General features: G+C 70.9%; 20 protein-coding genes. 2 read left to right on the top strand and 18 right to left on the bottom strand.

The window, feature by feature from the left end; genetic code table 11:
- Positions 1 to 10: 10 nt before the first annotated feature.
- From QDS12_RS08385 to QDS12_RS08335, 11 genes are all read right to left on the bottom strand, one after another.
- Positions 11 to 511, bottom strand: coding sequence for a flavin reductase family protein (locus QDS12_RS08385; RefSeq protein WP_279878397.1), 501 nt, complete (start codon positions 509 to 511; stop codon positions 11 to 13).
- Positions 511 to 1809, bottom strand: coding sequence for an NtaA/DmoA family FMN-dependent monooxygenase (locus tag QDS12_RS08380; RefSeq protein ID WP_279878396.1), 1299 nt, complete (start codon positions 1807 to 1809; stop codon positions 511 to 513). The genes QDS12_RS08385 and QDS12_RS08380 overlap by 1 nt, the downstream gene beginning before the upstream one ends.
- A 26-nt stretch (positions 1810 to 1835) precedes the next feature.
- Positions 1836 to 2756 carry an LLM class flavin-dependent oxidoreductase gene (locus QDS12_RS08375; protein WP_279878395.1) on the bottom strand — a complete coding sequence of 307 codons (921 nt, stop codon included), beginning with the start codon at positions 2754 to 2756 and terminating at the stop codon, positions 1836 to 1838.
- Between the two features lie 57 nt (positions 2757 to 2813).
- Positions 2814 to 3920, bottom strand: coding sequence for an LLM class flavin-dependent oxidoreductase (locus QDS12_RS08370; RefSeq protein WP_279878394.1), 1107 nt, complete (start codon positions 3918 to 3920; stop codon positions 2814 to 2816).
- Positions 3921 to 5168: an acyl-CoA dehydrogenase family protein gene (locus QDS12_RS08365; RefSeq protein ID WP_279878393.1), complete on the bottom strand. Its 1248-nt coding sequence runs from the start codon at positions 5166 to 5168 to the stop codon at positions 3921 to 3923.
- Between the two features lie 28 nt (positions 5169 to 5196).
- Complete coding sequence (locus QDS12_RS08360) at positions 5197 to 6396, bottom strand: GNAT family N-acetyltransferase (protein ID WP_279878392.1); 1200 nt, start codon at positions 6394 to 6396, stop codon at positions 5197 to 5199.
- A gap of 19 nt (positions 6397 to 6415) precedes the next feature.
- Positions 6416 to 7423, bottom strand: a complete 1008-nt coding sequence (locus QDS12_RS08355; protein WP_279878391.1) for an ABC transporter permease — start codon at positions 7421 to 7423, stop codon at positions 6416 to 6418.
- A complete protein-coding gene (locus QDS12_RS08350) occupies positions 7420 to 8367 on the bottom strand; it encodes an ABC transporter permease (protein WP_279878390.1) in 948 nt (315 codons plus the stop codon). The genes QDS12_RS08355 and QDS12_RS08350 overlap by 4 nt, the downstream gene beginning before the upstream one ends.
- The gene (locus QDS12_RS08345) at positions 8360 to 10045 is read right to left on the bottom strand and encodes an ABC transporter ATP-binding protein (protein WP_279878389.1); all 1686 of its coding nucleotides are present in this window, start codon (positions 10043 to 10045) and stop codon (positions 8360 to 8362) included. The genes QDS12_RS08350 and QDS12_RS08345 overlap by 8 nt, the downstream gene beginning before the upstream one ends.
- A 10-nt stretch (positions 10046 to 10055) precedes the next feature.
- The gene (locus QDS12_RS08340; RefSeq protein WP_279878388.1) at positions 10056 to 11849 is read right to left on the bottom strand and encodes an ABC transporter substrate-binding protein; all 1794 of its coding nucleotides are present in this window, start codon (positions 11847 to 11849) and stop codon (positions 10056 to 10058) included.
- Between the two features lie 102 nt (positions 11850 to 11951).
- Entirely contained in the window at positions 11952 to 14060 is a 2109-nt protein-coding gene (locus tag QDS12_RS08335) for an FAD-dependent oxidoreductase (protein ID WP_279878387.1), read from the bottom strand.
- Positions 14061 to 14178: 118 nt separating this feature from the next.
- Here QDS12_RS08335 and QDS12_RS08330 point away from each other — a divergent pair, with 118 nt between their 5' ends.
- Complete coding sequence (locus QDS12_RS08330; RefSeq protein ID WP_279878386.1) at positions 14179 to 14805, top strand: TetR family transcriptional regulator; 627 nt, start codon at positions 14179 to 14181, stop codon at positions 14803 to 14805.
- A 57-nt stretch (positions 14806 to 14862) separates the two neighbouring features.
- Here the strand turns inward: QDS12_RS08330 and QDS12_RS08325 are convergent, their stop codons facing one another.
- From QDS12_RS08325 to QDS12_RS08295, 7 genes are all read right to left on the bottom strand, one after another.
- Complete coding sequence (locus QDS12_RS08325; protein ID WP_279878385.1) at positions 14863 to 16320, bottom strand: aspartate ammonia-lyase; 1458 nt, start codon at positions 16318 to 16320, stop codon at positions 14863 to 14865.
- Positions 16317 to 17450, bottom strand: a complete 1134-nt coding sequence (locus QDS12_RS08320) for a M20 family metallopeptidase (RefSeq protein ID WP_279878384.1) — start codon at positions 17448 to 17450, stop codon at positions 16317 to 16319. Before QDS12_RS08320 ends, QDS12_RS08325 begins: the two co-directional genes overlap by 4 nt.
- 4 nt (positions 17451 to 17454) lie before the next feature.
- Positions 17455 to 18123, bottom strand: a complete 669-nt coding sequence (locus QDS12_RS08315) for a DUF1028 domain-containing protein (protein ID WP_279878382.1) — start codon at positions 18121 to 18123, stop codon at positions 17455 to 17457.
- Complete coding sequence (locus QDS12_RS08310; protein WP_279878381.1) at positions 18120 to 18560, bottom strand: RidA family protein; 441 nt, start codon at positions 18558 to 18560, stop codon at positions 18120 to 18122. Before QDS12_RS08310 ends, QDS12_RS08315 begins: the two co-directional genes overlap by 4 nt.
- A gap of 66 nt (positions 18561 to 18626) precedes the next feature.
- On the bottom strand, positions 18627 to 20114 hold the full coding sequence (locus QDS12_RS08305; protein ID WP_279878379.1) for an aldehyde dehydrogenase: 1488 nt from the start codon (positions 20112 to 20114) through the stop codon (positions 18627 to 18629).
- Between the two features lie 24 nt (positions 20115 to 20138).
- On the bottom strand, positions 20139 to 21398 hold the full coding sequence (locus QDS12_RS08300; RefSeq protein ID WP_279878378.1) for an NAD(P)/FAD-dependent oxidoreductase: 1260 nt from the start codon (positions 21396 to 21398) through the stop codon (positions 20139 to 20141).
- 162 nt (positions 21399 to 21560) lie between these two features.
- The gene (locus QDS12_RS08295; RefSeq protein WP_279878377.1) at positions 21561 to 22496 is read right to left on the bottom strand and encodes a LysR family transcriptional regulator; all 936 of its coding nucleotides are present in this window, start codon (positions 22494 to 22496) and stop codon (positions 21561 to 21563) included.
- Between the two features lie 195 nt (positions 22497 to 22691).
- On the opposite strand from QDS12_RS08295, the gene QDS12_RS08290 reads away from it, so the two are divergent.
- Positions 22692 to 24221, top strand: coding sequence for an APC family permease (locus QDS12_RS08290; RefSeq protein ID WP_279878376.1), 1530 nt, complete (start codon positions 22692 to 22694; stop codon positions 24219 to 24221).
- The last annotated feature ends 89 nt before the right edge of the window (positions 24222 to 24310 follow it).

Raw genomic sequence — 24310 nt, 5'->3', positions numbered from 1 at the left:
CGTTCGGTGCTCAAGCGGAATCGAGCCTGCCGAAGCCGCTGCGGTGGAAGACCAGCGGCAGCGAGTGATCGACATGGTCGGCCGCGTGCAGCTCGAGAAGGACGATCGTGTGGTCGCCAGCCTCCACCTCGCGGTAGATCGAGGTGTCGAAGCGGGCCAGCCCGTCGGTCAGGGTGACGGCGCCGTCCCCGCTGACTCCGACGTCCAGGCGCGTGAACCGGTCGGCGACCGGCCCAGCGAGCTGCCGGGCGACCCCGCCGTGGTGATCAGCGAGCACGGTGACGCCGAGGCGGCGGGCCCGGCGCAGGTCCGGCCAGGTCTTGGAGGTGTTGGCGACGGAGAAGGACACCAGCGGAGGGTCCAGTGACACCGAGGTGAAGGAGCTCGCGGCCAGCCCGAGCAGGTGTCCGTCCACCTCGGCCGCGACCGCGACCACACCGCTGGGAAAAACCCCGAACGCCTGCCGCAGCTGGACGGGGTCGAGGTCCTGGTTCGTCGGGAACCGCGTCATCACAACGTCTCCGGCGAGGGTGTCGGCGAGCCGGCCAGGAGGTGGCCGCGGAGCGTGTCGGTTTCGTACTCGTGACGGTAGAGCCCCCGCTTGCGCAGGATCGGCACCAGCTCGTCGGCGATCACGGGCAGTCCGTCGACGAGCACGTCGGGCTGGAGGTTGAAGCCGTCGATCGCACCGGAATGGAACCAGTCCTCGATGTGGTCCGCGAGCTGCTCGGGGGTTCCGACGAAGCCGGCATGGCCCGACCCGGTGTAGCGCGTCTGCTTGAGGTATTCGCGGACGGTCGGCTTGGTCCGACGGATCTGAGCGACGATCGACTCCCGGAAGCCGAGGCTGCCCTGGAACGTCTGCGGGTCGGACGGCGCCGCCAGCACGTCCTCGGGGAACGGCTCGTCGAGCTCCAGCTTCGAAGCGTCGTACCCGATCGCCTGGGACAGCCACTGCAGCGAGTACGACGCCGGGCCGGCGTCGTGCAGCTCGTCGCTGCGTCGCCGCGCCTCGTCCTCGGTGCTGCCCAGGCTCAGCAGCAGGCCGGGCAGGATCTTGACCTCGTCGGGCGAGCGCCCGTTGTCCCGGGCGAGCCGCTTGACGAGCCGGTAGTGCTCGATGGCCTGGTCCTTGGTGAGCTCGGCGGCGAAGACGCCCTCGGCGACACGACCGGCGAGGGCGCGACCCTTCGGCGAGCCTCCCGCCTGAAACAGGACGGGGTGCCCCTGCCGCGACGGCGGGACCCGGAGCCGCCCCTCGACGTCGAAGAACTCGCCGTGGTGCCGGACTTCATCCCCCGTGGCCGCCGACGCCCACAGTGCGCGGACGACGTCGACGAACTCCGACGCCCGCTCGTAGCGGTCCTCGCGCAGCGGCACGTCGGGGAGGCCGAAGTTGCGGGCCGCGGCGGCGCCCCGTGTGGTGACGAGGTTCCAGGCGGCCCGCCCGCCTGTGAGGTTGTCCCACGACAGCAGCCTCTCGGCGAGCTCGAACGGGTCGTTGAACGTGGTCGAGGCGGTGGCGACCAGGCCGACGTGCTCGGTCACGGCAGCGACCTGTCCCCAGTTCACCGTCGGCTCGAGCCGCACCGGGTTCGCATCGTAGGCGGGGTCGGTGAGCAGCGGACCGTCCGCGAGGAAGATCGCGTCGAGCGTCCCGCGTTCGGCTGTGCGGCCGATCTCGGCCCAGTAGCCGGGGTCGACGAACGAGTCCTTCTTCAAAAGGGGCGACTGCCAGGCGGCCGGCAGGTAGCCGAGCACCAGGACGTTGATACCCAGGAGGACGTGTCCTGGTCGGCGGTCGGTCATGGCTTCTCCTCGGGGAGCGGTACGGGTCAGAGGGACTGCTGGGGCTGCGGCACCGGGAAGGCGGCGCGAGAGGTCGACGGCAAGGGGGCAGCGGCGGCGAGCCCGAGAGCGGCGCGCAGCGGACCGCCGGGCTCCACCGGGCGCAGGCCGTCGGCGAGCAGCCGGGTGGCGGTGTCGAGGAGCTCGGCGACCGACTGGTCGGCCGAGGGCCGCAGCACGATCCCGTCCACCCCGTCGGGCAGCTCGTCGCCGAGGGGGACGACGGCCACCGGCCCGTCCGGGCCGAGGACCAGGTCGAACACGGGGTCGGGCGCGGCCGCGGGGCCGACGGTCGACGCGGAGGCCAACCAACCGACCACGGACGCGCCGGTCGCCGGCTCGGGTGCGTTGAGCGGTCCGGCGATCGAGTAGGCGCCCTCGTGGTCGGCGTGGACGATCCGTCCGGACTGCACGAGGATCTTCGCCGCGCGATCACCGACGATCGCGTCGTACGGCCAGGTCTGCTCGAGCTTGCGCACCGCGCGGCCGGCGTCGTGCGCCGTCGCCTCGGTCAGCGGTGCCCCCACCCCGAGCCCCGCGCCGCCCCAGGCCTCGGCACCCTCCGGGCCGGGGGGCGCGTAGGCGTCGGCGGTGCCGAGGAGGACACCGCTGCGACCGCCGGAGAGGTGGCCGAGCGAGGCGACCCGGCGGGCCAGGTTGTACGGGTGGTCGCGCTGCGGGCTGGCCGCGACGAGGAAGCGGCCGCGCGCCGTCCGTCCGGCGAGCGCGGCGCCCACCGAGCTGGCATCGAGCGTGGTCGCGGCCGGCGAGCTGGCGTCGATCCGGTCGATGCCGAGCACGGTGAACGCGACGGGCAGGTCGTCCCAGCGTGCGAGCAGCGCTGGGTCGCCGGTCAGCTCGAGGAGGTGCGGCCCGGCGAGGGCGAGGGCGAGGTAGGGCGTCGGCATGTCTCTTCCTGGATGGCTCGTGGCGGTCGTGACGGGTCGGGGCAGGGCCGGGGGCCGCTAGGCGAGGAGCCCGCGTTCGTGGAGCACGCGGGCAGCGCCCTCCCCGAAGTGGTAGGCCTCCTCCAGATGGGGCTGACCGGACAGGATGAAGTGGTCGATCCCGAGATCGTGGTACTCCCCGATCCGGTCGGCGACCTCCTCGTGGCTGCCGACCAGGGCGGTCCCGGCACCACCCCGCACCAGCCCGTAGCCGGCCCACACGTTGGGATGGATCTGCAGCTTCGACCGGTCGCCGCCGTGGAGGGCGCTCATCCGCTGCTGGCCGACCGACTCCGATGCCGCGAGCGTCTGCTGCGTCGTCGCGATCCGAGCGTCGTCGATCCGGTCGAGGAGCGCGTTCGCCTCCGCCCAGGCCGCCGCCGCGCTCGGGCGGCTGAGCACGTGGAAGCGGATGCCGAACCTCAGCTCACGACCGGCCTCGGCCGCCAGCTTGCGGACCCGGTCGAGCCGCTCGGCGATCTGCGCCGGCGTCTCGCCCCAGGCGAGGTAGACGTCGGCGTACCGGGCGGCGACCTGCTCGGCCGCCGGGCTGGCGCCGCCGAAGAAGATCTCGGGTGCGACGTACGGCGCGAACGGGATCCTCGCCTGCTCGACGCGGTAGTGCTTCCCCTCGAAGTCGAAGGGCTCGGCGGCATCGCTCACGCCGCGGAGCACCGCGAGGAACTCCCCGGTGCGCTCGTAGCGCTGGTCGTGGTCGAGATGATCACCCAACCGGCGCTGCTCGACGCTGTCCCCGCCGGTGACGACGTTGAGCAGCAGCCGGCCGCCGGAGATCCGCTGGAAGGTCGCGGCCTGGTGGGCGGCGAGGACGGGTGAGACCAGGCCGGGACGGAAGGCGACGAGGAACTTCAGCCGCCGGGTCACCTGGGTGAGGGCAGCGGTGGTGAGCCAGGCGTCCTCGCACCAGGTGCCGGTCGGCGTGAGCGCCGCCTCGAAGCCCAGCTGCTCGGCGGAGCGGGCGATCTGGCCGAGGTAGTCGACCGTGGGCGCCCGGAAGTCGCCGGCGACCGCCCCGAGCGTCTTCTGGGACCCGTCCCCCGAGCCGACGATGTCGCGGCTGTCGCCGTTCGTAGGCAGGTACCAGTGCAGGTGGATGCCGCTCATTCAGTTGCCCTGACCGCCCCGGCTGGGGGCCGCGAGATTGGGGACGGGATCCTTGCCGTTGACCAGCCAGTCGCCGAGGATGCGGGCCTTGTAGACGCGCGGGTTGTGCGAGGCGAGGGTCCGCGCGTTGCGCCAGTGCCGGTCGAGCAGCACGTCCTCCGAGGTCCCCGAGGCGCCCAGCGCGTCGAAGACGGTGGTCGTCGCGTCGAGCGCGGCGGTGATGATGGCGAGCTGTGCTTGGGCGGTGGCGACCTCCGACTCGACGAGGCGCTGCGCCCGGAGCTCCAGGTCGCCGGCAGCGTGGGCGTCGGAGGTGGCGTCGAGGGTGCGCGACGAGCGTTGCAGCGCCGACTCGGCCGTGAAGGCCTGCACCGAGACCTGGCCGATGACCTGGAGCAGTTGGGGGTCCTGGGCGGGCACCGGGTCGAGGCCCTGCGGGTAGTTGCGCCCGCGGCTCCGCAGGGCGGTGAGGCCGTCGCGCAGCACGGCGCGGGTGATGCCGGTCAGGATCGACAGCATCGCCGTCTGGTAGAAGTGGCCCTGGTAGACGAACCGCTCGACCGCAGGGAAGACGTCATCGTCCTCCGCCCGGGCGTTGTCGTAGTGGGCGCTGCCACTGGCGGTCGTGCGCTGCCCGAACCCGCGCCAGTCGTCGGCCAGCGCCACGCCGGGCTGGTCGGCGCGGACGAGCGCCGTCAGGAAGCCGCCGTCGTCGGTCCTGCCGAGGACGTCGAGCCAGTCGGCGTACAGGCTGCCGGTGGCGTAGTACTTGGCGCCCGAGACCAGCCAGTGGTCACCGTTGCGTCGCACGGTCGTCTTCGTCGTGGCGAGCGTGCCGTTGTTGGCCTCGGTCCAGCCTCCGCCGACGAACTCCCCGACCAGGAACCGATCGATCCACTCGTCGTTCCCGGCGCTCGGTACGGCGTTGAGCCGGTCCTCGACGAAGGCCAGGTGGTTGCGCCAGATGTGGGCGACGTTGGCGTCGGCCTCGGCGAGCAGGGCCAGGAGCCAGAACGTCTGGTGCAGGGAGGCGCCGAAGCCGCCGCGGCTGACCGGGATCCGAACGGTGCCGAACTTGGCCTCCTTCAGCCATTCGACCTGCTCGTAGGGGAAGACACGCTGCTGCTCTCGCTGCACGTTGCCCTCGGCGATGCGGTCGAAGACCGGCTGGAAGCGGTGGACGAGCTCCTCGAGCACCGCCGTCGGCGGCTCGAGGTAGGTCGTGATGGGCGCAGTGGTGACGGTCATGCTGGGCCTTTTCTGGTTGATGGGGTCGTCAGAAGCTGGTGCCGGCGAAGGGGGCCCGAGGGGTCGCGAACAGCCGGTCGGCGCGGCCGACCGCACCCGGGGTGCGCTCCTCGACGCGGCCGGCGCGGGCCAGCTGCCACCAGCCGGTCCCGCCGAGGTAGGCCGCGGCCAGCGCCGCGACGTCGGCGACCAGGTCGGGCTCGGCGTCGGTTCGGGTGACCGTCTTCGGACCGATCTCGTAGCAGCCCTCGTTGCCTGGTAGCCGGTCGTCGGTGACGCGGAGGACCACGGGGTCACCGTCGTCGAACGTGCGGGCGGCGAGGGCTCGCTCGACGTCGATGATGCGCAGCCAGGTCTCGTCGCGAGGAGAGCCCCACGTCAGGGCTCGCTGATCGGCGAGCAGGGTCGGCAGCGGGTCGTCGACCGGCAGGCTGGCGAACGCGACCACGTCGACGAGGTCGAGATCGAGGAAGTGGCGGAGGAGACCCCGGTACGCCGACTCGCTGAGCGCGACGAAGTCGCTGACGGTCACCACGCGCTCGGCGCTGGTGAACCAGCCGTGGGTGTCGACCGGGGTGTAGACGGCGTACCCGTCGTCGGTCCCGTCGGTGGAGTGGATCACGGTGTAGGTCGGCGCCAGGTCGTGGGCGGCGCCGAGCCGGCGCAGTCGCCACCACTCGTCCGGGCGACGGATCGAGCCGACCCACGCAGCCCGGTCGTAGAGGGCGGGGACCGCCGACGCCCCCTCGGCCCCGTCGGCGATCCTCACCTGCCCGGAGGCCGGCACCGTCGCGCGCAACCCGCCGCGTCGCCTGGCCAGGCGGGCGCTGGTCGACGAGCTCGCCACGGCGTAGCCGAATCGCTCGTAGATGACTGCCTCGGAAGCGCGGAGCGAGGCCAGCACCTCGCCGCGCGCGGCGATGTCCCGCAGCTGCTCAGTGACGAGGGCCGTGACGATCCCACGGCGGGTGTGCGTGGGCAGCACGCCGACGTGCGTGACGGCAGCGTGCGGAACCCGCTGTCCGCCGGGCACGGTGAGCCAGCTGGTGTAGGAGTCGACGGTGCCGACGAGCCGGTCGCCGTCGAAGGCGCCGAGCTGCCGCCCGGGCTCGACGAGCGTGCGCGCGTCGACGTCCCGGATCGGGAGCCCGACCATGGCGCGGAGGAAGACGTCGAACGCGGTGCGGACCTCGTCATCGCTCGTGAGGGGTCTGATCGGCAGGGACATGAGGACTCCTGGAGTGCTGTCAGTGCGTGACGCTCGCGTGGTCGCGCAGTCGGGTGACCACGTCGACCGTGAGCGTGGAGAGGATGAAGACCACGGAGGCGAACAGGGTCGTGCCGATCACGACCGGGTAGTCGCCGGACAGCGCCGACTCGATGGCGAGCCGCCCGACCCCGTCCAGGCCGAAGATCGTCTCCACGACGATCGCGCCGCCGAGGATGGCCGCCAGCTCGAGGCCGCCGAGCGTGATGACCGGGTTGAGGGCCGACCTCAGCGCGTGGTCGAAGTAGACGCGACGCTCGGCGAGCCCCTTGGCGCGTGCGGTCCTGATGTAGTCGGCCGAGAGCACCTCGAGCATGCTGCCGCGCACGACCCGCTGGAAGATCCCGATCTCGGCGATGGCGATCGCCAGCCACGGCAGCAGCAGGTGTCGCGCCCACTCGAACGGGCTCTCGCGGAACGGCACGTACCCGCTGCTCGGGAACCAACGGATCCCGTAGGTCGCCAGCTTGAAGAACAGGAAGTAGGACAGCAAGATCCCGGTCAGGAACGTCGGCAGCGACAGGCCCACGTAGGCCACGGCGGAGATGACCTTGTCGGTCACGGAGCCGGGGCGCCGTGCCGACAGCACGCCGGTCACCAGGGAGAAGGTCATCCAGATGACGACGGCACCCAGCGCGAGCGAGGCCGTGACCGGCACCTTCGACAGGATGAGCTCCGTCACGGGCGTCTGCTTGCGGAAGGAGTAGCCCAGGGCCGGGGGCCAGTGGAGCAGCCCGACGGCGGCGCCTTGGATGTCCGGGCCCCGCAAGAGGTAGTGCACGAGCTGGAGGTGCCATGGCTCGTCGAGCCGCAGCGCCTTGGTGATGCCGTCCATGACCTGTTGGTCGGCGTTGCGCGGCGCGAGCGTCGCGGCCGGGTTGCGGTAGGCGATGCGGGTCAGCACGAACGTGACCAGCAGGACGATGAGCAGCGTGAGGGCGGACCGGCCGATCCGCCGTACGACGTAGGTGAGCACGGGGCGGCTCACCTCGTCCCGTGGTGCGGGTCGAGGACGTTGCGTACGCCGTTGCTGATGGCGTTGAACCCCACCACGGTCGCGACCAGGCCGACGGCCGGACCGATCAGGAACCACGGCTGGACCTGGTAGAGCGACGTGCGCTGCGCGTCGGCGATCATGTTCCCCCAACTCGGTGTGGGCGCCTGGACCCCGATCCCGAGGAATGAGAGGGTCGCCTCGGCGACGATGTTGGTGGGCAGCTGGACCGCCCAGTAGACGATGACCGCCGGCGCGATGTTGGGCAGCACGTCGCGGCGGATGATCCGCCAGCTCCCCGAGCCGATCGTCTCGGACGCCTCCACGAACGGCCGGCTGCGCAGCTCGGCCGTGAGGCCGCGCGTCAGGCGGGCGAAGTAGGTCCACGAGAACGCTGCCACGATGCCGATGACGAGCAGCACCGGGCTGACCCGGCTGCTGCCGTCCTCGGTGCGGTTGAGGGCGACGAGGCTGAGCGCCGTCACGACGAACGGGAAGGACAGCACGACGTCGGTCACCTGGGAGAGGACCTGGTCGACCCAGCCGCCGAAGAAGCCCGCCAGCAGCCCGACCAGCGTGCCGATGACCATGGCGATGGTGGTGGCCGGGATCCCGACGAGCAGCGACACGCGGGCGCCGTAGAGCACCCGCACCAAGACGTCGCGGCCGTTGCCGTCGGCGCCGAGCCAGAAGCTGCTGCTCGGACCGATCGGCACACCGGATGAGTCGAGCGCCTCGGACTGGAACTGCTCGGTCGGCCCGTGGCCGACCAGCGCCGCGACGAGCGGCGCGGCGACGGCCAGGAGGACGACGACGCCGACCACCGTCACGCCGATCCGGACGGAGCGGTCGCGCAGCACCGACCTGGCCAGCCCGGCGACCTCCGGCTCGGGCGCCTCCAGGAAGAGGGTCGCCCGGGCGGGTGCGACGTCAGACATGGACCCGACCCTCCTCGCCGGTCGGCGCACCGGCCCTGACGAGACCGCGGCGCTTGCCGGGGATCGAGTCGATGAGCAGACGGGTGTAGGGGTCGCGGGCCGCGCTGAAGACCTGCTCGGTGCGTCCCTGCTCGACGACGCGGCCCCCGTTGAGGACGAGGACGCGGTCGCAGAGCTCGGAGACGACGCCGAGATCGTGGGAGATGAACAGGAACGAGATCCCCCGCTCCTCCCGCAGCCGCCGGATGAGCGCCAGGATCTGCGACTGCGTGGTGATGTCGAGCGCGGACACCGCCTCGTCGGCGACGACCACGTCGGGGCTCAGTGCGAGGGCGCGGGCGACGGCGACGCGCTGCCGCTGGCCACCGGACAGGTGCGCCGGGAACCGGTTGAGGATGCTCGGCGCGAGCTCGACCGTGTTCACGAGCGCTTCGAGCTCGACCTCGAGCTCCTGCGCGGCCAGGTCGCGGTGCAGGTCGAAAGGCTCCGCGAGGATGTCGCGCACCCGGCGACGCGGGTTGAGGCTGCTGTAGGGGTCCTGGAAGACGACCTGGATGCGGCCACGGGTGCGAGGGTCGAGGCGGGGACGTGCCCGCCGCCGACCCGTCGAGGTGTACGTCGACCCGTCGATGCTGACGCTTCCCGCGCTCGGGTCGAGGAGGCCCGCGACGATCCGGCCGAGGGTCGACTTTCCGGATCCGGACTCACCCACCAGGCCGAGAATCTCGCCCCTGCGCAGGTCGAAGCTCACATCGGAGACCGCGGGCGGCGTGTCGGCACGGGCCCGCCGGTGCCCGTAGTGGTGGCCGACCCCGCTCACCTGCAGGAGGGGATCGCCGAGCGTCGCTCCCCCGGCGGTGTCCGGGCCCGCTTCCACGTCCGGGCCGGCGGCCGGACCGCGCACGGCCGCATCGAGCAGCTCGCGCGTGTAGGGCTGGGCCGGGGCGCCGTACACCTCGTCGGCGTCGCCCGACTCGACCACGACACCGCCCCGCATGACGACGATGTCGTCGGCGATGTCGGAGACGACCGCGAGGTCGTGGCTGACGAAGATGATCGCGGTGCCGTGGTCTCGTTGGAGGCCACGGAGGAGGTCGAGGATCGAGGCCTGCACCGTCACGTCGAGCGCGGTGGTCGGCTCGTCGGCGATGAGCAGCCCGGGGTTGAGCGCCAGGGCCATCGCGATCATCACCCGCTGCCGCATTCCGCCGGAGAACTGCACGGGATAGTCGTCGATGCGTCGCCGCGGCTCTCGGATGCCGACCTCGTCGAGCAGCTCGAGCACCCGGGCGCGAACCTGTCGCCGAGGCTCCCGACGGTGGCTGGTGATGGCCTCGGCCACCTGGGCACCGACCGTCTTCAGCGGATGCAGGTTCGCCTGGGGGTCCTGGAAGACGAACCCGATCTGGCTGCCCCGGAGCCGGCGGAGCTCCTCGGCGGAGGCTCCCACCAGGTCGGTGCCGTGATGCAGGGCCCGACCCTGCACCACGGCACCGGCGGTGTTGAGCAGTCCGGTCGCCGCCAGCAGCGACACGCTCTTGCCGGAGCCGGACTCGCCGACGATGGCGAGGGTCCGCCCCGCCTCGACGGCGAAGCTGACTCCCTTGACGGCCTCGACGTCCGCACCGTGACGCTGGCGGAACGTCACTCGCAGGTCCTCGACCGCGAACACGCTCATGAGCGCTACCTCAGCCCTGGACCGCGACGTTGGTGACGTCCGGGTTCACGGGGACGTTCGACCAGGTGTAGTTGCGGACGCGGTCCGAGGTGATGACGACCTTGCGCAGCTCCAGCAGCGGGATCCACGGGAGGTCGGTGGACACGAGCTCGTCGGCCTGCGCCCAGACCGGGGCCGGGTCGTCGGAGGCGAAGGCCTGCGACGCGAGCTTGTTGAGCTGCTTGTTGTCGTAGCAGACGGCGCCCGGGTTGCCGGGACCGCAGGGGGCGCCGTCGGAGTCGAGCCAGCCACCGAGCAGCATGCGGGTGCTGTCGCCCTGCCAGTCGGGCGCGAACGCCTGTCCGTTGATGGCGATGTCCCACGGGTTCGACACGCTCTGGACGTAGGAGTAGGCCTCGTCGGGGCTGAGCTTGTGGAGGTTGAGGGTGATCCCGGACTTGGCGACGTCCTCCTTGAGGGTCGTTGCCTCCGACTCGGCGAGGGCGTTGGACCGGTAGACCACGTTGAACGCGATGCCGGCGGGATACCCGGCGTCTGCCAGGAGCTGCTTCGCCTTGGCCGGGTCGCCCTGGTCACCGTCTGTCGGGTAGGGGTCGATGTCCTCGTAGCCGAGCTGGTTGCTGATGATGATCTGGCTGAGCGGCTTCGCGACCAGCTCGCCGCCGAAGATCTGCTGGAGGTGCGCGCGGTTGACGGCGTACGTGAGTGCCTGGCGGACCTTGAGCTTGCGCAGTGCGTCGGACCCGGGCGTCTTGACCTTCGGGTTGGTGTTCAGGAACGCGAACGAGGCGCCGGCCCCGTCCGAGGAGTGGATGTCGGGGCTCTTGCTCCTGGTGTACTGCTGGATCGTCGCGATCGGCGGGGTGGTCAGGTAGAGCGAGAGGTCGGCTTCGCCCGACTGGATCTTCTGGACGACGGCGTCCTCGCTGTTCGCGGTGAAGTCGACGTCGATCTCGTCGACGTACGCCTTCCGGGCGGGGTCGCCGGCGTGGTCGTAGTCCTTGACCTTGGTGAGGATCAGCCTGTTGCCGGGCTGGTAGTCCGAGATCTCGTACGGTCCGCTGGAGGGGTAGTGCTTGCGGTACTCGAGGGAGTCTCCGACGTACTTCGAGGCCACCTCCTCGGGGATCGGTGAGACGAAGTTCATGGCGAGGATGCTGAGCGTGTCGTAGTTCTTGCTCGGCGAGGTGAGCACGACCGTCTTGTCGTCGGGGGCCTGGATCCCGGCGATGTCGTGGGAGTCGATGAAGGCCTTCGACGCCGCGAGGTCGCCGACCTTGACCTGCTTGCTGAACTCGTCGCAGTAGCTCTCGAAGCCGGAGACGATCAGGTTGAAGTAGTTGATCGCGGCGACCTGCTTGTTGGGGTCGCAGAAGCGCTTGACCCCGTAGACGAAGTCACCGGCGACGATCTCGCGGGTGGCCGAGCCCGAGAAGTGGACGTTGTCGCGGAGGTGGAAGGTGTAGGTCTTGCCGTCGGGGCTGACGTCCCAGCTCTTCGCGAGGTCCCCTTGGATCTTGTTGTCGCTGCCGAGGTCCTTGGGGCTGCCGGGGAACGTCACCAGCTGCCGGCTGATGGCCCGCAGGATCTGCCAGGAATCGATGGAGTAGCCCGTCAGCGTGTCGAGGGCGTCGAGGTCCGAGTTGAGGGACGCGATCTTGAGGGTGCCTCCGTAGCCCGGCTTGTCGCCGCCGCCTCCGGCGTTGGGGTCCGCGGAGCCGGAGCATGCCGTCGCGGCCAGGGTGATGGCCGCCAACGCGGCAATGAGGGCCAACCGCGAGCGGCGGCCGAGGGAGAGTGGCATCTGGGTGTCCTTCTCGAGCTCGATGAGTCGAAGAGGACCGTATCGGGTAAGTAGAGCGATTTACGCTTATTTCAGATCATGAGATCAGCCGCGCTGTGCATCTCAGCGTGCCGCTGCACCCAGCGATGCGGTGGCGTGGGGCTCGGGCGCGAGCTGGGTGATCTCCCGACGGAACGGCACCTCGTCGTTGGAGGGCAGCGAGGCGTCGAACTCCTCGGCCGCTCGACGTCCGCTCCAGACCGCCGCGGCGATCGTGCCGGGGGCCCATGCGTCACCGATACCGCGCACGGACCGCAGCTCCCCCGCATCGCGACGAGCGGCCAGGTCGAGGTAGAGCTCCTCGCGCGGCAACCGTGCCGTGACCATCACGACGGCATCGCAGTCGACCTCGCGCACGATGCCGGCATAGACGTCGCGAACCTGCACGCCGCCCGGCCCGACGCGGGTCACGGCGTGGTCGGTGATCCGGGCGATGCCGTTCTCGATCAGCCGGCGCTGGATCCGGTTGACTTCGAAGGTGTTGTTGGTCCACGACGACACCTGAGAACCGGTCGTCACGATCGAGACCTCGTAGCCGCGTCGGGCCAGGAGCTCTGCGACGACGCCGCCCATGTAGTAGTGGTCGTCGTCATACACCACGACCTTCCTGCCGTCGGGCAGCCGACCCGCGAAGAGGTCGTCGGGACCCAGCACCTGTGCGCCCGCGTCGATCGGGAGCGGCGTGGTGTGGAACCGGGCGACGCCGTCGGTGCGCCAGGTCGCGCCGGTGGCGACCAGCACGTGCTCGAACCCGAACTCGACGACGTCCTCGCCGCTCATCGGGCTCTCGCGGTAGACCTCGACGTTCGGCAGCTCCGCCAGGACGGCCTCGCGGTACTCCTTGACACGACCCCAGGCCGACAGGCCCGGCAGCGCGGCCTCCTGGTTCACCCGACCGCCGAGGTCGCGCGTGGCCTCGGCGAGGACGACGTCGTACCCCCGCACGCCCAGCGCACGGGCGGCTTCCAGGCCGGACGGGCCAGCGCCGACGACCAGGATGCGCGAGTCGCTCTCCTTGGCGCGGATCTCCTCGGGGTGCCACCCGCGACGCCACTCCTCCCCCATGCTCGGGTTCTGGGTGCAGCGGATCGGAGACATGGTCAGGTCACCGGAGACGCAGATGTTGCAGCCGATGCACTCGCGGATCAGGTTGAGCCGGCCGTCGCGGATCTTGTTCGGCAGGAACGGGTCGGCGATCGAGGGCCGAGCGGCGCCGATCAGGTCGAGGATGCCCGACTTGACCTGCCGCACCATCGCGTCGGGCGAGGTGAAGCGGCCGACCCCGGCGACGGGCTTGGTGGTGAGCTTCTTGAGCCCGGCGACGAACTCCTCCTGCCGGCCCTCCGGCGCGAACCGCGAGGTGACGGAGTCACCTTCCCAGCTGCCCATCGCGAAGTCCCACAGGTCGGGCAGCTCACCGAGCTCGCGAAGCACACCCTCGATGTCCTCGCGGGTGATGCCGCCCTCGATCTCCTCCTCGACCGTGATCCGGCACGCCACGGCCGCACGGCCGGCGACCTCGTCGAGGGTGTCTTCGAGCAGCTCGCGAAGCAGGCGCATGCGGTTGAGCAGCGAACCGCCGTAGTCGTCGGTCCGATGGTTGTAGCGCCGCGAGAGGAAGTGGTGGACGCCGCTGTAGCCGTGCGCGCCGTAGACGTAGATGACGTCGTAGCCCGCCTCGAGCGAGCGGCGTACCGCGTTGCGGTGCCAGCGCCGGAGGTCGTCGATGTCCTGCTTCGTCATCGCGCGGGCCTGGATCGGCGCGATGGTGTCGGGCGCGACGGGGAGATGGCCGGGCCCGAGCGGCGTCTCGCGGCTGAGCTGGTTCGGCGCGTTCATCCCGTTGTGCGCCAGCTCGATGCCCGCGAGGCCGCCACCCTCGTGGATCGCGTCGGCGATCCGCTTGAGAGCAGGCAGGTCCTGGTCGTCCCAGATCCGCAGCTCGATGAACGGCGCGATGTCGGACGTGGCGTGGATCTCGACCTGCTCGGTGCACACCACCGACCAGCCGCCCTCGGCCTTGATCTTCCGCATCGCAGCCTGTGCACTCGGGTCTCGGTAGCCCATGCCGTTGCAGTGCGGCACCTGGTAGAAGCGGTTCTTGGTGGTCAGCGGTCCGATCTGAACCGGCTCGAAGAGGATGTCGTACGGGGACGATTCGGTGGCACTCATGCTCGTGTCCTTCACAGGCTGCTGCGTGGCTGCGCGCTTTCTTTGCGCCTATGCGCAATTTATGACGCGGATCACGCCACGGTCAAGGGTGCCCGCGCGGACCGCTACGGTGTCGGGCATGGCACGGAAGAAGGATCAGGCCGCCCGCCGGGAGCAGTTGATCCAGGCGACGCTCGACACGATCGCGGAGCGCGGGCTCGTCGGCGCATCGCTGCGGAGCATCGCCGACGCCGCCGGCATCTCGCCGCGCCTGGTGGCCTACTACTACCCCGACCTCGAGTCACTGATCGAGGCGGCGCACCAGGCCGCGACGGAGCGCTACTACTGGTCGCGGCACCAGGTGCTGCTCGAGGACGCGCAACCCCGGCAGAAGCTGGCTCGTCTGATCCGCTCGGGACTACCGCGCGGTGAGGATCGCCTGCTCAGCCAGGCGTTGAACGAGATCGCGGTGAACGCAGGCCGCAGCCGCATGCACGCGACGCTGATGACCCTGCTCTTCGATCGGGAGGTGTCCCTCTACTCCTCCGTCCTCGAGGCAGGTCGCGCCACCGGCGACTTCGTCCTGAACGAGCCCGTCGACGTGATCGCCCGGAACTTCGTCGCCCTCGAGGACGCCCTCGGCATGCACCTGCTGGCACAGAACTCATCGGTCGACCTCGCCCGCGCCGAGCAGCAGCTGGCGAGCCTGGCGCGCGCGACGACCGGTGCCGACGTCCTGTCGGCCGACGAGAGCGCCGCCGGCTAGCGCCCTCTCCCCAAACGGCCGCCGCTCCTTGCGCAGAGACGCAAAGAATCGGGCCCGTCACTCCCTGAGCGGATCGGTCGTCCGCTCGTCGCGACCGGCCGGGAGCAGGTTGGCCAACGCCTCGGGGCTGAGCAACGCGTCGAGGATCGCATCGTCCAGCTCGCCGGTGGCCAGAGCGAGCGCGCGTACGTCGCCCGCGCCGGCCAGGACCGCTTTCGCGATCTGGGCCGAACGGGCGTACCCCAGGTGAGGCGTCAGCGCGGTGACGAGCCCGACGTTGCGTGCGACCGCGGCCGCCAGCGCGACGGCATCGACGTCGATGCCGTCGACGCACAGCTCGCGCAGGCCGTCGAAGGCGGCCGCGGTCCATGCGAAGCCCTGGAGCAGGCCGTGGCAGATCACCGGCTCGAAGGCGTTGAGCTGCAGCTGGCCCGCCTCCGCGGCCAACGTCACCGTGGTGTCGGTCCCGATCACCCAGAAGGCGACCTGGTTGACCATCTCCGGGATGACGGGGTTGACCTTGCCGGGCATGATGCTCGACCCGGCTTGGCGAGCGGGCAGGCGGAGCTCGGAGAATCCAGCCTGGGGGCCGGAGGCGAGCAGGCGCAGGTCGTTGCAGATCTTGGAGGCCTTGACGACGATCCGCTTGAGCACACCGGAGACCTGGACGAACGCACCGGTGTCGCTCGTCGCCTCCACCAGGTCGCGCGCGCCCAGGACCGGCAGTCCGGTGACCTCTGCCAGGTGTGCGACGACGCGACGCGGATAGCTCGGGTGCGCGGTGATGCTGGTGCCGATCGCGGTGGCACCGAGGTTGACCTCGCACAGCAGCGATCGCGAGTCCGCCAGCCGAGCCAGCTCCTCTCGCAGGGTGACGGCGAACGCGCCGAGCTCCTGGCCGACGGTCATCGGTACGGCGTCCTGCAGCTGGGTGCGCCCGATCTTCGGCACGGTGCGGAACTGCGTCGCCTTCGCCGCGAAGGCGTCGGCCAGCTCCTCGATGGAGGCCGCCAGCCTCGCGATCGCGGCCACCAGCGCGAGGCGCACAGCCGTCGGGTAGACATCGTTGGTCGACTGGCACCGGTTGACGTGGTCGAGCGGATGGATCTCGTCGTACGCCCCGCGCGGCAGCCCCAGGATCTCCAGCGCCCGGTTGGCGATCACCTCGTTGGCGTTCATGTTCGTCGAGGTGCCGGCTCCGCCTTGGATCACGTCGACGACGAACTGGCCGTCGAGCAGCCCGGCGCGGACCTCCGCGGCCGCGGCCGCGATCGCCTCGAAGCGCCGGTCGTCGAGCAGCCCGAGCTCGTGGTTGGCCCGCGCCGCGGCGAGCTTGACCGAGCCGAGCGCCGCGACGAGCTCACGGTGGCACCCGACCGGCGTCCCGCTGACGCGGAAGTTGTCGAGGGCGCGCGCGGTGTGCACGCCCCAGTAGGCGCCGGCCGGCACCTCGTACGGACCGAGCGAGTCCACCTCGGTGCGGGAGCCACCCGTCGCTTCAGGCCTCGCGGTCATGCGTGCGCCTGCGCCATGTCGAGGGCCGTCCACGCCAGCGCCGTGGCCGCGTCGAGCAGCGCCTTCTCGGCATCTCCTCCGACGCAGCGGGCCGCGAACTCCGGCTGGTGGTTGAGCGCAGGCAGCGAGCCGATGCCGACGTAGGGATGGATCGCCGGCACGACCTGCGAGACGTTCCCCATGTCGGTGGAGGCACGGTTCATCCGCCGTGCCGGGGTGCCCGGGTCGAAGATGCGGCCGAGGCTCTCGGCGTTGCGGATGTAGGACCGCAGCGCGGGCTCGAAGGTGCGGAACTCCGCGTACGGCTTGCTCTCCGGCACGATCTCGAGGTCCGCACCGGTGGCGACCGCTCCTGCCTCGAAGCAGCGCCAGACCCTCTCCTCGGTCTCGGCGAGCTGCGCGAGGGACTCCGCACGCACGTACCAGCGCCCGTCGGTGCGCGCCGGGATGGCGTTGGGGGCCTCTCCCCCGTTCGTCATGACGCCGTGGACCCGCACCGTCGACGGCAGCTGCTGGCGCAGCAGGCCGATCGCCACCTGGGCCAGCGTGAAGGCGTCGGCGGCGTTGACCCCCTGCTCCGGGTACGCCGCCGCATGGGCCGCCCTGCCGCGGTAGGTGACGTGCGAGTGCGACACCGCGAAGGGCTCGGCCTCCGCCACGTCGACCGGCGCCGGATGGGCCATCATCGCCAGGTCCAGACCTGCGAACGCACCCCGATCGAGCAGCTCGATCTTGCCGCCGCCGCCCTCCTCGGCCGGCGTGCCGTAGACCTCGATCGTCAGCCCCGCCGCGTCGGCCAGCGGCGCGAGGGCACGCGCGGCACCGACCGTGATGGCCGAGATGAGGTTGTGGCCGCACGCGTGCCCCAGTCCGGGCAGCGCGTCGTACTCCGCACACAGGCCGAGCCGGAAGGGGCCGCTGCCGTAGGTGGCGAGGAACGCGGTCTCCAGACCGAGGTAGCCCGGGCTGACGGTGAAGCCCGCCTCGTCGAGCGCCTCCGCCACCCACCGGGCGGCCTGGTGCTCCTCCCAGGCCGTCTCCGGGCTGGCGTGCAGTCGCTCGGAGAGCGCGATCAAGCGGCCCGCGTGCGCGGCGACCGTCTCGGAGACTCGGTCCTTGGCGTTGGTCATCGGCTCACTCGTCCCCGGGCACGCCGTAGGACGGCGCCGCCGTGGGGTCGAGCCCACGCGTGACGTAGTCGTTGCGCTGGGGCAGCCACACGGCGAGCAGGTCACGCAGCTCCGCGAGCGGCGCGTCGCTCCAGTCCACGCGCAGGTCGGTCTCGCGCCAGGGCACCGCCCGGACGACCGACAGCCCTGCCGAGTGCAACGGCCCCGCCTCACCGCCGGCGGACAGACCGGCCTCGAGCGCCTGCAGCAGACGCTCCTCGAGGTCGCCGGAAGACCGCTCGAGCGCGTCGACGACCGCGTCGACGACCTCCGGGCCGGCGAGCATGTTGCCGGCCGCGACGACACCCGAACCCACCCTCTGGTGATGGATGCCGAGCGCCTTGTCACCGGAGTAGGCGGCTCCGGACCCGTCCAGCCCGAGGACCGCCAGCTGCCGGTGCTCGATGAGCTCGCGTCCATCGACGACGGTGGCGAGCGCGCTCCGGGCGTCGGCCCCCGTCTCCAGCGCGTCCAGCAGCGCTGTGCCGAGCCGCGGGTCCGTGACGTTCTGCGACGCCGCGCCGCCGACGCCAGCCCGCAGGTGGATGCATCGCGCGGCGACGGCGGGGCTGGAGGAGGTGACCGCCATGCCGACGGCACCGTGGCCGTCGGTGGCCAGCACGGAGAACGTCACTTCTCGTCCCCTGGGATGACGGCGATGGCGTCGACCTCGACCAGCCACTCCGGACGGGCGAGTGCCGAGACGACCAGGCCCGTGGAGATCGGGTGGACACCCTTCGTCCAGCGACCGATCGTGCGATAGACGGTCTCCCGGTAGCGCGGGTCGACGATGTAGATCGTCAGCTTGACCAGGTGCTCCATCCGGGCACCGGACTCCTCGAGCAGCATCTTGATGTTGGCCATCGCCCGCTCCGTCTGCGCCTCGACGTCACCGATGCCGACCGATTCGCTGGTGTCGAGGTCCTGACCGATCTGGCCCCGCACATACACCGTGCTGCCGGCCACGACCGCCTGGCAGAGGTCGTTGTCGAGGTTCTGCTCCGGATAGGTGTCGCGGGTGTTGAACGGCCGGATGCGGGTGTGGCCGCCGGCGACGATGGGTTCGCTCACGTACTTCTTCCTCTTCAGCGATGGGCAGGGGCGGCGGCGCCGCCGGGAGCGGTGGCGGCGGGGCGTTCAGGCGTTGTCGAACCAGGTGGTCTTGAGCCCGGTGTAGTTCTGGAGTGCGTGCAGCGACAGGTCGCGGCCGAAGCCGGACTGCCTGAAGCCGCCGAACGGGACAGTCACGTCGAGAGCATCGACCGTGTTGACCGACACGGTTCCGGCGCGGAGCGCACCGGCGACGCGATGCGCCTGCCTGAGGTCGTCCGACCAGACGGACGCGGCGAGGCCGTACGGCGAGTCGTTGGCCACCGCGAGGGCCTCCTGCTCGGAGTCGACCTCGATCACGGCGAGCACCGGCCCGAAGACCTCCTCGCGCGCCAGGGTCGCCGACCGGGCGATTCCGTCCACGATCGTCGGCGGCACGTAGGCAGTCGTCGGTGCGCCGTCCAGCGTCGGACCACCGAGCACGATGTCGCCCTCCTCGGCGCCGAGCTCGATGTAGTCACGTACGCGCGCGGCGTGACCCTCGCTGACCAGGGGTCCCATCGACACCGCGGGGTCGAGCGGGTCACCGGGGACGATGCGGGCCGCACGCTCGAGCACCTTCTCGAGCAGGCGCTCCTTGACCGAGCGCTCGACGACGAGACGCGAGTTCGCCGAGCAGACCTGGCCCTGGTTGGTGAAGATGCCGGCGCAGACGCCGTCGGCCACGGCGTCGAGGTCCCGGGCGCCGGCCAGCACCACGTTGGCGCTCTTGCCGCCACACTCGAGCCACACCGGCTTCAGGTTCGAGGCGCCGCTGTACTGGAGGAACAGCCTCCCGACCTCGGTGGAACCGGTGAAGGCGACCGCGTCGACGTCGGGATGCAGGCCGAGCGCCCGCCCGGCGACCTCACCTCGGCCGGGGACGACGTTGAGGACGCCGTCCGGCAGTCCGGCCTCGGCGGCGAGCTCGGCGAGCCGCAGGACGGAGAGAGGGGACTCCTCGGACGGCTTGAGCACGACGGAGTTGCCCGCGGCCAGCGCCGGGGCGACCTTCCACATCGCCGTCTCCAGTGGGTAGTTCCACGGGACGACGGCGGCGATGACACCCAACGGCTCACGGGTGACCAGCGCCAGCTGGCCGGGTGCGGTGGGAGCGACCTCGCCGTAGAGCTTGTCGATCGCCTCGGCGTACCACTGCAGGATCATCGCCGTCCCGGGCGCGTCGATCGCCGAGGTGTCGGCGATCGGCTTCCCTCCGTCGAGCGTGTCGAGCAGCGCGAGCTCGTCGACATGCGCGCGGATCAGGTCGGCGAGCCGCAGCAGCACGGCCTTGCGGTACGCGGGCGCGGCCAGCCGCCACCCGCCCGTCTCGAAGGCGTGCCGTGCGGCGGCGACCGCGCGGTCGACGTCGGCGGCGCCGCCCTGGGCGACCTCGGCGAGCACCTGGCCGTTGGCCGGATTGGTCGTCGCCGCACGCGCGCCGGAGGCGCTCGGGACGAAGGCGCCGCCGATCCACAGGTTGTCGCGGGGCTGGATCTCGGCGGCGAGCTTGCGCCACTCCTCGGCGGTCCTCATGGCGTGTCTCCTCGGTTCCGGCGGTCAGTCGGTGCGGGCGTCGTCGTGGGCGAGGTAGCCGCGCTGCGTGCTGATGTGGTCGGCGACGTGCTTGGCGTCGTGCCAGACACCCCAGATGAAGCTGGAGCCTCGCCTGGAGAGCCACGGCAGGCCGATGAAGTAGACCCCGGGCTCCGACGAGACGCCGCGGCGGTGCCGCGGCCGGCCGGCCTCGTCGAAGGCGTCGACCTGCAGCCAGCCGTAGTCGGTGGCGAACCCGGTGGCCCACACGACGGAGGTGACGCCTGATCCGGCGAGATCCAGCGTCAGCAGCGGATCCGACACGCGCGCCGGGTCGGCGCCCAGCTCGCGCGCCGCCGGCTCCTCGGGAAGGTCCAGTCCGTTGCGCTCGACATAGGAGTCAGCCGCGTCGAGCAGTGCCAGGTAGCTCGCGTCGCCGGCGGCGATGTTGGCTGCCAGGTCGTCGGCGAAGTGCAGCACGCCGTCGCCGTACGAGGCCGTGAGACCGGCGAGCTCGATGCCGTCGGCCGCCAGCTGCCGGAAGTCGACGGTCCTGCCGCCGTGCGCTCCGCTGACCGCGATGGTGACGTGGGCGGCGCCGGCCGGCGGCGTCTCCAGGTCCCAGAGCCCGAGGACGCCCAGCCACCAGCAGAAGTCCCGGCCGCGGTAGCTGCGCGGAGGGCGCTCGTGCGGACCGACGGAGAGATACACCAGCCGGCCGGACCGCCGCAGCTCGTCGGCGATCTGCACGCCGGAGGAGCCCGCCCCGACGACCAGCACCGCGCCGTCGGGCAGCTGGCCCGGGTTGCGGTAGGCACTGGAGTGGATCTGATGGAGCGCGGCGTCGGCCGGGATGATCGGCGGGATGACCGGGCGCTGGAACGGCCCCGTCGCAGCGACCACGTAACGAGCCTCGATCGTGCCGGCGGAGGTCTCGACGGTGAAGCCCGGCCGGCCGTCGTTCCGGCGGACCGCGGTGACCTCCACGCCGCAACGGACGGGAGCGCCGATCTTCTCGGCGTACGCCTCGAAGTAGTCGGCGACCTGGTCCTTGGCCGCGAAGCCGTCGGGGTCGACGTCGAAGAACTCCAGACCGGGGAACCGGTCGTGCCACGCGGGCCCGTTCGCGACGAGCGAGTCCCAGCGCTCCGAGCGCCATCGCTCGGCGATGCGGTGTCGCTCCAGCACCAGGTGGGGAACTCCGCAGTCGCGCAGGTGCTCGCTCATGGCCACCCCGGCCTGACCGGCGCCCACCACGACGACCTCAGTGGTCTCCGTCGCCATCCCCTACCTCCCGTTCACGCATACGGAGCCGACCCCCGTCGCCGAACGCACACCGTGCGCGGAGTACATCCTTCGGCCGACCGTTATCCGTGTCCAGCAGATGTTGTTGGGGGTTTGCATCGGTTATACAGATGCAGAGGCGCGCGGCGCCGCGGGCGCCGATCAGGCCTGGGCGTTGCCCTCCGACCACCGGGCGGACTGCCCCGACGTCCGGAGGAAGGCCCGGGCGCGTCGGGTGAGGCGGACGCCCTTCATGCACGCCAGGACGACGGACAACGGCTCGACGTCGTCCCGGATCTCCAACGAGACCACCTCATGCCCGTCGTAGGTGACGGGCGTGGCGGGACGCTGGTTCAGGACCGACCAGCCCAGCCCGCTCGCGACCATCGCCCGGACGGTCTCGAAGCCGGCGGTGCGGTGCCTGATGGCGGGCCGCACGCCGGCGGACTCCACGAGCCCCTGCAGATAGGAACCGCTGTGCGGAAGGTCGAGCAGCACCATCGGCTCGTCGACGAGCTCGGCGAACGACACCCGCTCCCGATGCGCCAGCCGGTGGCCCTTGGCGACGAGCACGTAGGGCACGGCGGAACCGACGACGACCGACTCGATGTCGTCGTCGAGGTCGTACCCGTACATCAACGCCAGCTCGCAGCGCCCGCTGCGCAGGCTCTGCTTCAGGGCCGAGTGCTCGTCCTCGAGCACCGACACCGCGATCTCGGGATGGCGCGCCTGACACGCCCGGATGAGTCGCGGCAGCTCGAAGGGGCCGAGGGTCGAGAAGCACCCGACCGTGAGTGCGCCGGTGAGGGCCTCGCCCGCCGTGCGCGCGGCCTCGGCCAGGTCAGCGGTGTGCTCGAGGTAGACACGCACCTCGCGCCGGAAGTCCTCGCCGGCCGCCGTGAGCGTGAGCCCGCGGGCATGGTGACGCAGCAGCAGCTGTACGCCGAGCTCGCGTTCGAGCTGGGCGACGGCCGTGGAGATCGCCGACTGGGAGACGCTCAGCTCGCGGGCCGCGGCCGTCATGCTGCCGAGCTCGGCGGCCGCGGCGAAGTAGCGCAGCTGCACGAGGGTGAATCCGACCTGCGGGATCGAGCTCAAGGGAGAGCACTCCTTCGGAGTCGTACCGGTGCGGCGATTGTGCGCCGATCCGAACTCTTGCATCAAGAAAGCAGATGTAAACACCGCATTACAACTCTTGAACTGAAGAAGCCGCCTGGCCCAGACTGCTCGCGCCGGTGCGGCGCAGGTCACACACCTGTCAGCACCATCAACCGCAACAGATCGGACGCAGAGATGACCGCGACACCCACCGCCCTCGCGCAGGAGCAGGAGTCGAAGCTGCTCAAGACGCTGGGCCGCTTCGACCTGGTGTTCCTGCTGATCGCCGCGGTCGTCGGGCTCGAGACACTCGGTGCGGTCTCGACCTACGGCGCCGAGGCCTTCACCTGGACGCTCGTCCTGGCCGTCTTCTTCCTGATCCCCTACGGCCTGCTCTTCGCCGAGACCGGCGCCGCGTTCACCGAGGAGGGTGGCGCCTACACCTGGGTCCGCAACGCCTACGGACGCGTCGCCGGGGCCATCGCGGCGCTGCTGACGTGGGTCACCCAGCCGGTCTGGGTCGGCGGCTCCATGGCATTCCTCGCCACCGAGGGCTGGAACGTCAACCTCACGGAGATCCACGACGGGTCGTTCGCCGACTACGCGTTCAAGCTCGTCTTCATCTGGCTGACCGTGCTCGCGGCGATCGTCAGCCTCCGCTACGGCAAGTGGCTGCCGACGGTGGGCGCGATCGTGAAGGTCGCCCTCCTGGTCCTCTTCGTCGGCAGCGCGATCGCCTACGCGATCAAGCACGGTGTCGTGCACCTGTCGTTCGGCGACTTCTCGCCCACGTGGGTGGGGCTCTTCGGAGCGACGCCGCTGCTGTTGTTCGCCTACCTCGGCTTCGAGTCGGGCAACAGCGCCGCGGGCGAGATGAAGAACCCGGCCCGGGACGTGCCCTTCGGCATCCTCCGTTCGAGCGGTGTCGCGGCGCTCTGCTACCTGCTGCCGATCTTCTCGATCCTGATCGTCGTCCCTCCGTCGGAGATCACCGGCATCGGTGGCTTCTTCGACGCCACCGCCACCGTGTTCAGCGTGTACGGCGGGGCCGCTGACGCCATGCTCAAGATGCTCTCGGTCTGCCTGGTCTTCGTGCTGATGACCCAGGGCGCGTCGTGGATGATCATCTCCGACCGCATGCAGGCCATCGCGGCCGCCGACGGCGCCTTCTTCGGTGGGTTCTTCGGCGTCTTCAACCGCCGCCTCAGCACGCCCGTCCGGGTCAACTTCCTCTCCGGCATCGTCGCGACCGCCTTCATGCTCGTCGCGATGCAGCTCACCGGCAGCTCGGCGGACATCTTCGGGGTCGTCCTCACGATCGCGATCACCACGTTCCTCCTCTCCTACCTCCTCGTCATCCCGGCGGCGATCAAGCTGCGCAGCGTCGAGCGTGACCGGGAGCGTCCCTTCCGCGTCCCCGTCTCGGACCGTGGCTTCGCGCTCATGGGCTGGCTGTGCTTCTTCTGGATCGCGCTCGGATCCTGGGTGGCCGTGTTCCCGGGCACGCTCGAGCCGCTGTTCGGCGCCGACTACGACTTCGAGGACACGTGGGGCGTGAGCCGCACCACCTTCGAGGTCTTCACGGTCGGCACGCTCGTGGTGCTGCTCGTCCTCGGGATCGTCGGCTACATCCTCGGCGCACCCGTGCGCCGTACCGTCTCCACCGATGACGACGCGCCACCCGCGCACGCTCGGAGCGCCGGCGAGCCGACGCCCCTCTCCTGACGGGACGCACCCGTTCCGCCCGACCCGTGGGACGTGATCGGGGTCGCGCATCAAGTTGCACGGCTGGCTGGCCGGCTGCTGCCGGAACC

The organism is Nocardioides sp. CER19 (assembly GCF_029846275.1).
Classification (GTDB): domain Bacteria; phylum Actinomycetota; class Actinomycetes; order Propionibacteriales; family Nocardioidaceae; genus Nocardioides.
This window is presented reverse-complemented; position numbering and strand designations above follow the sequence as displayed.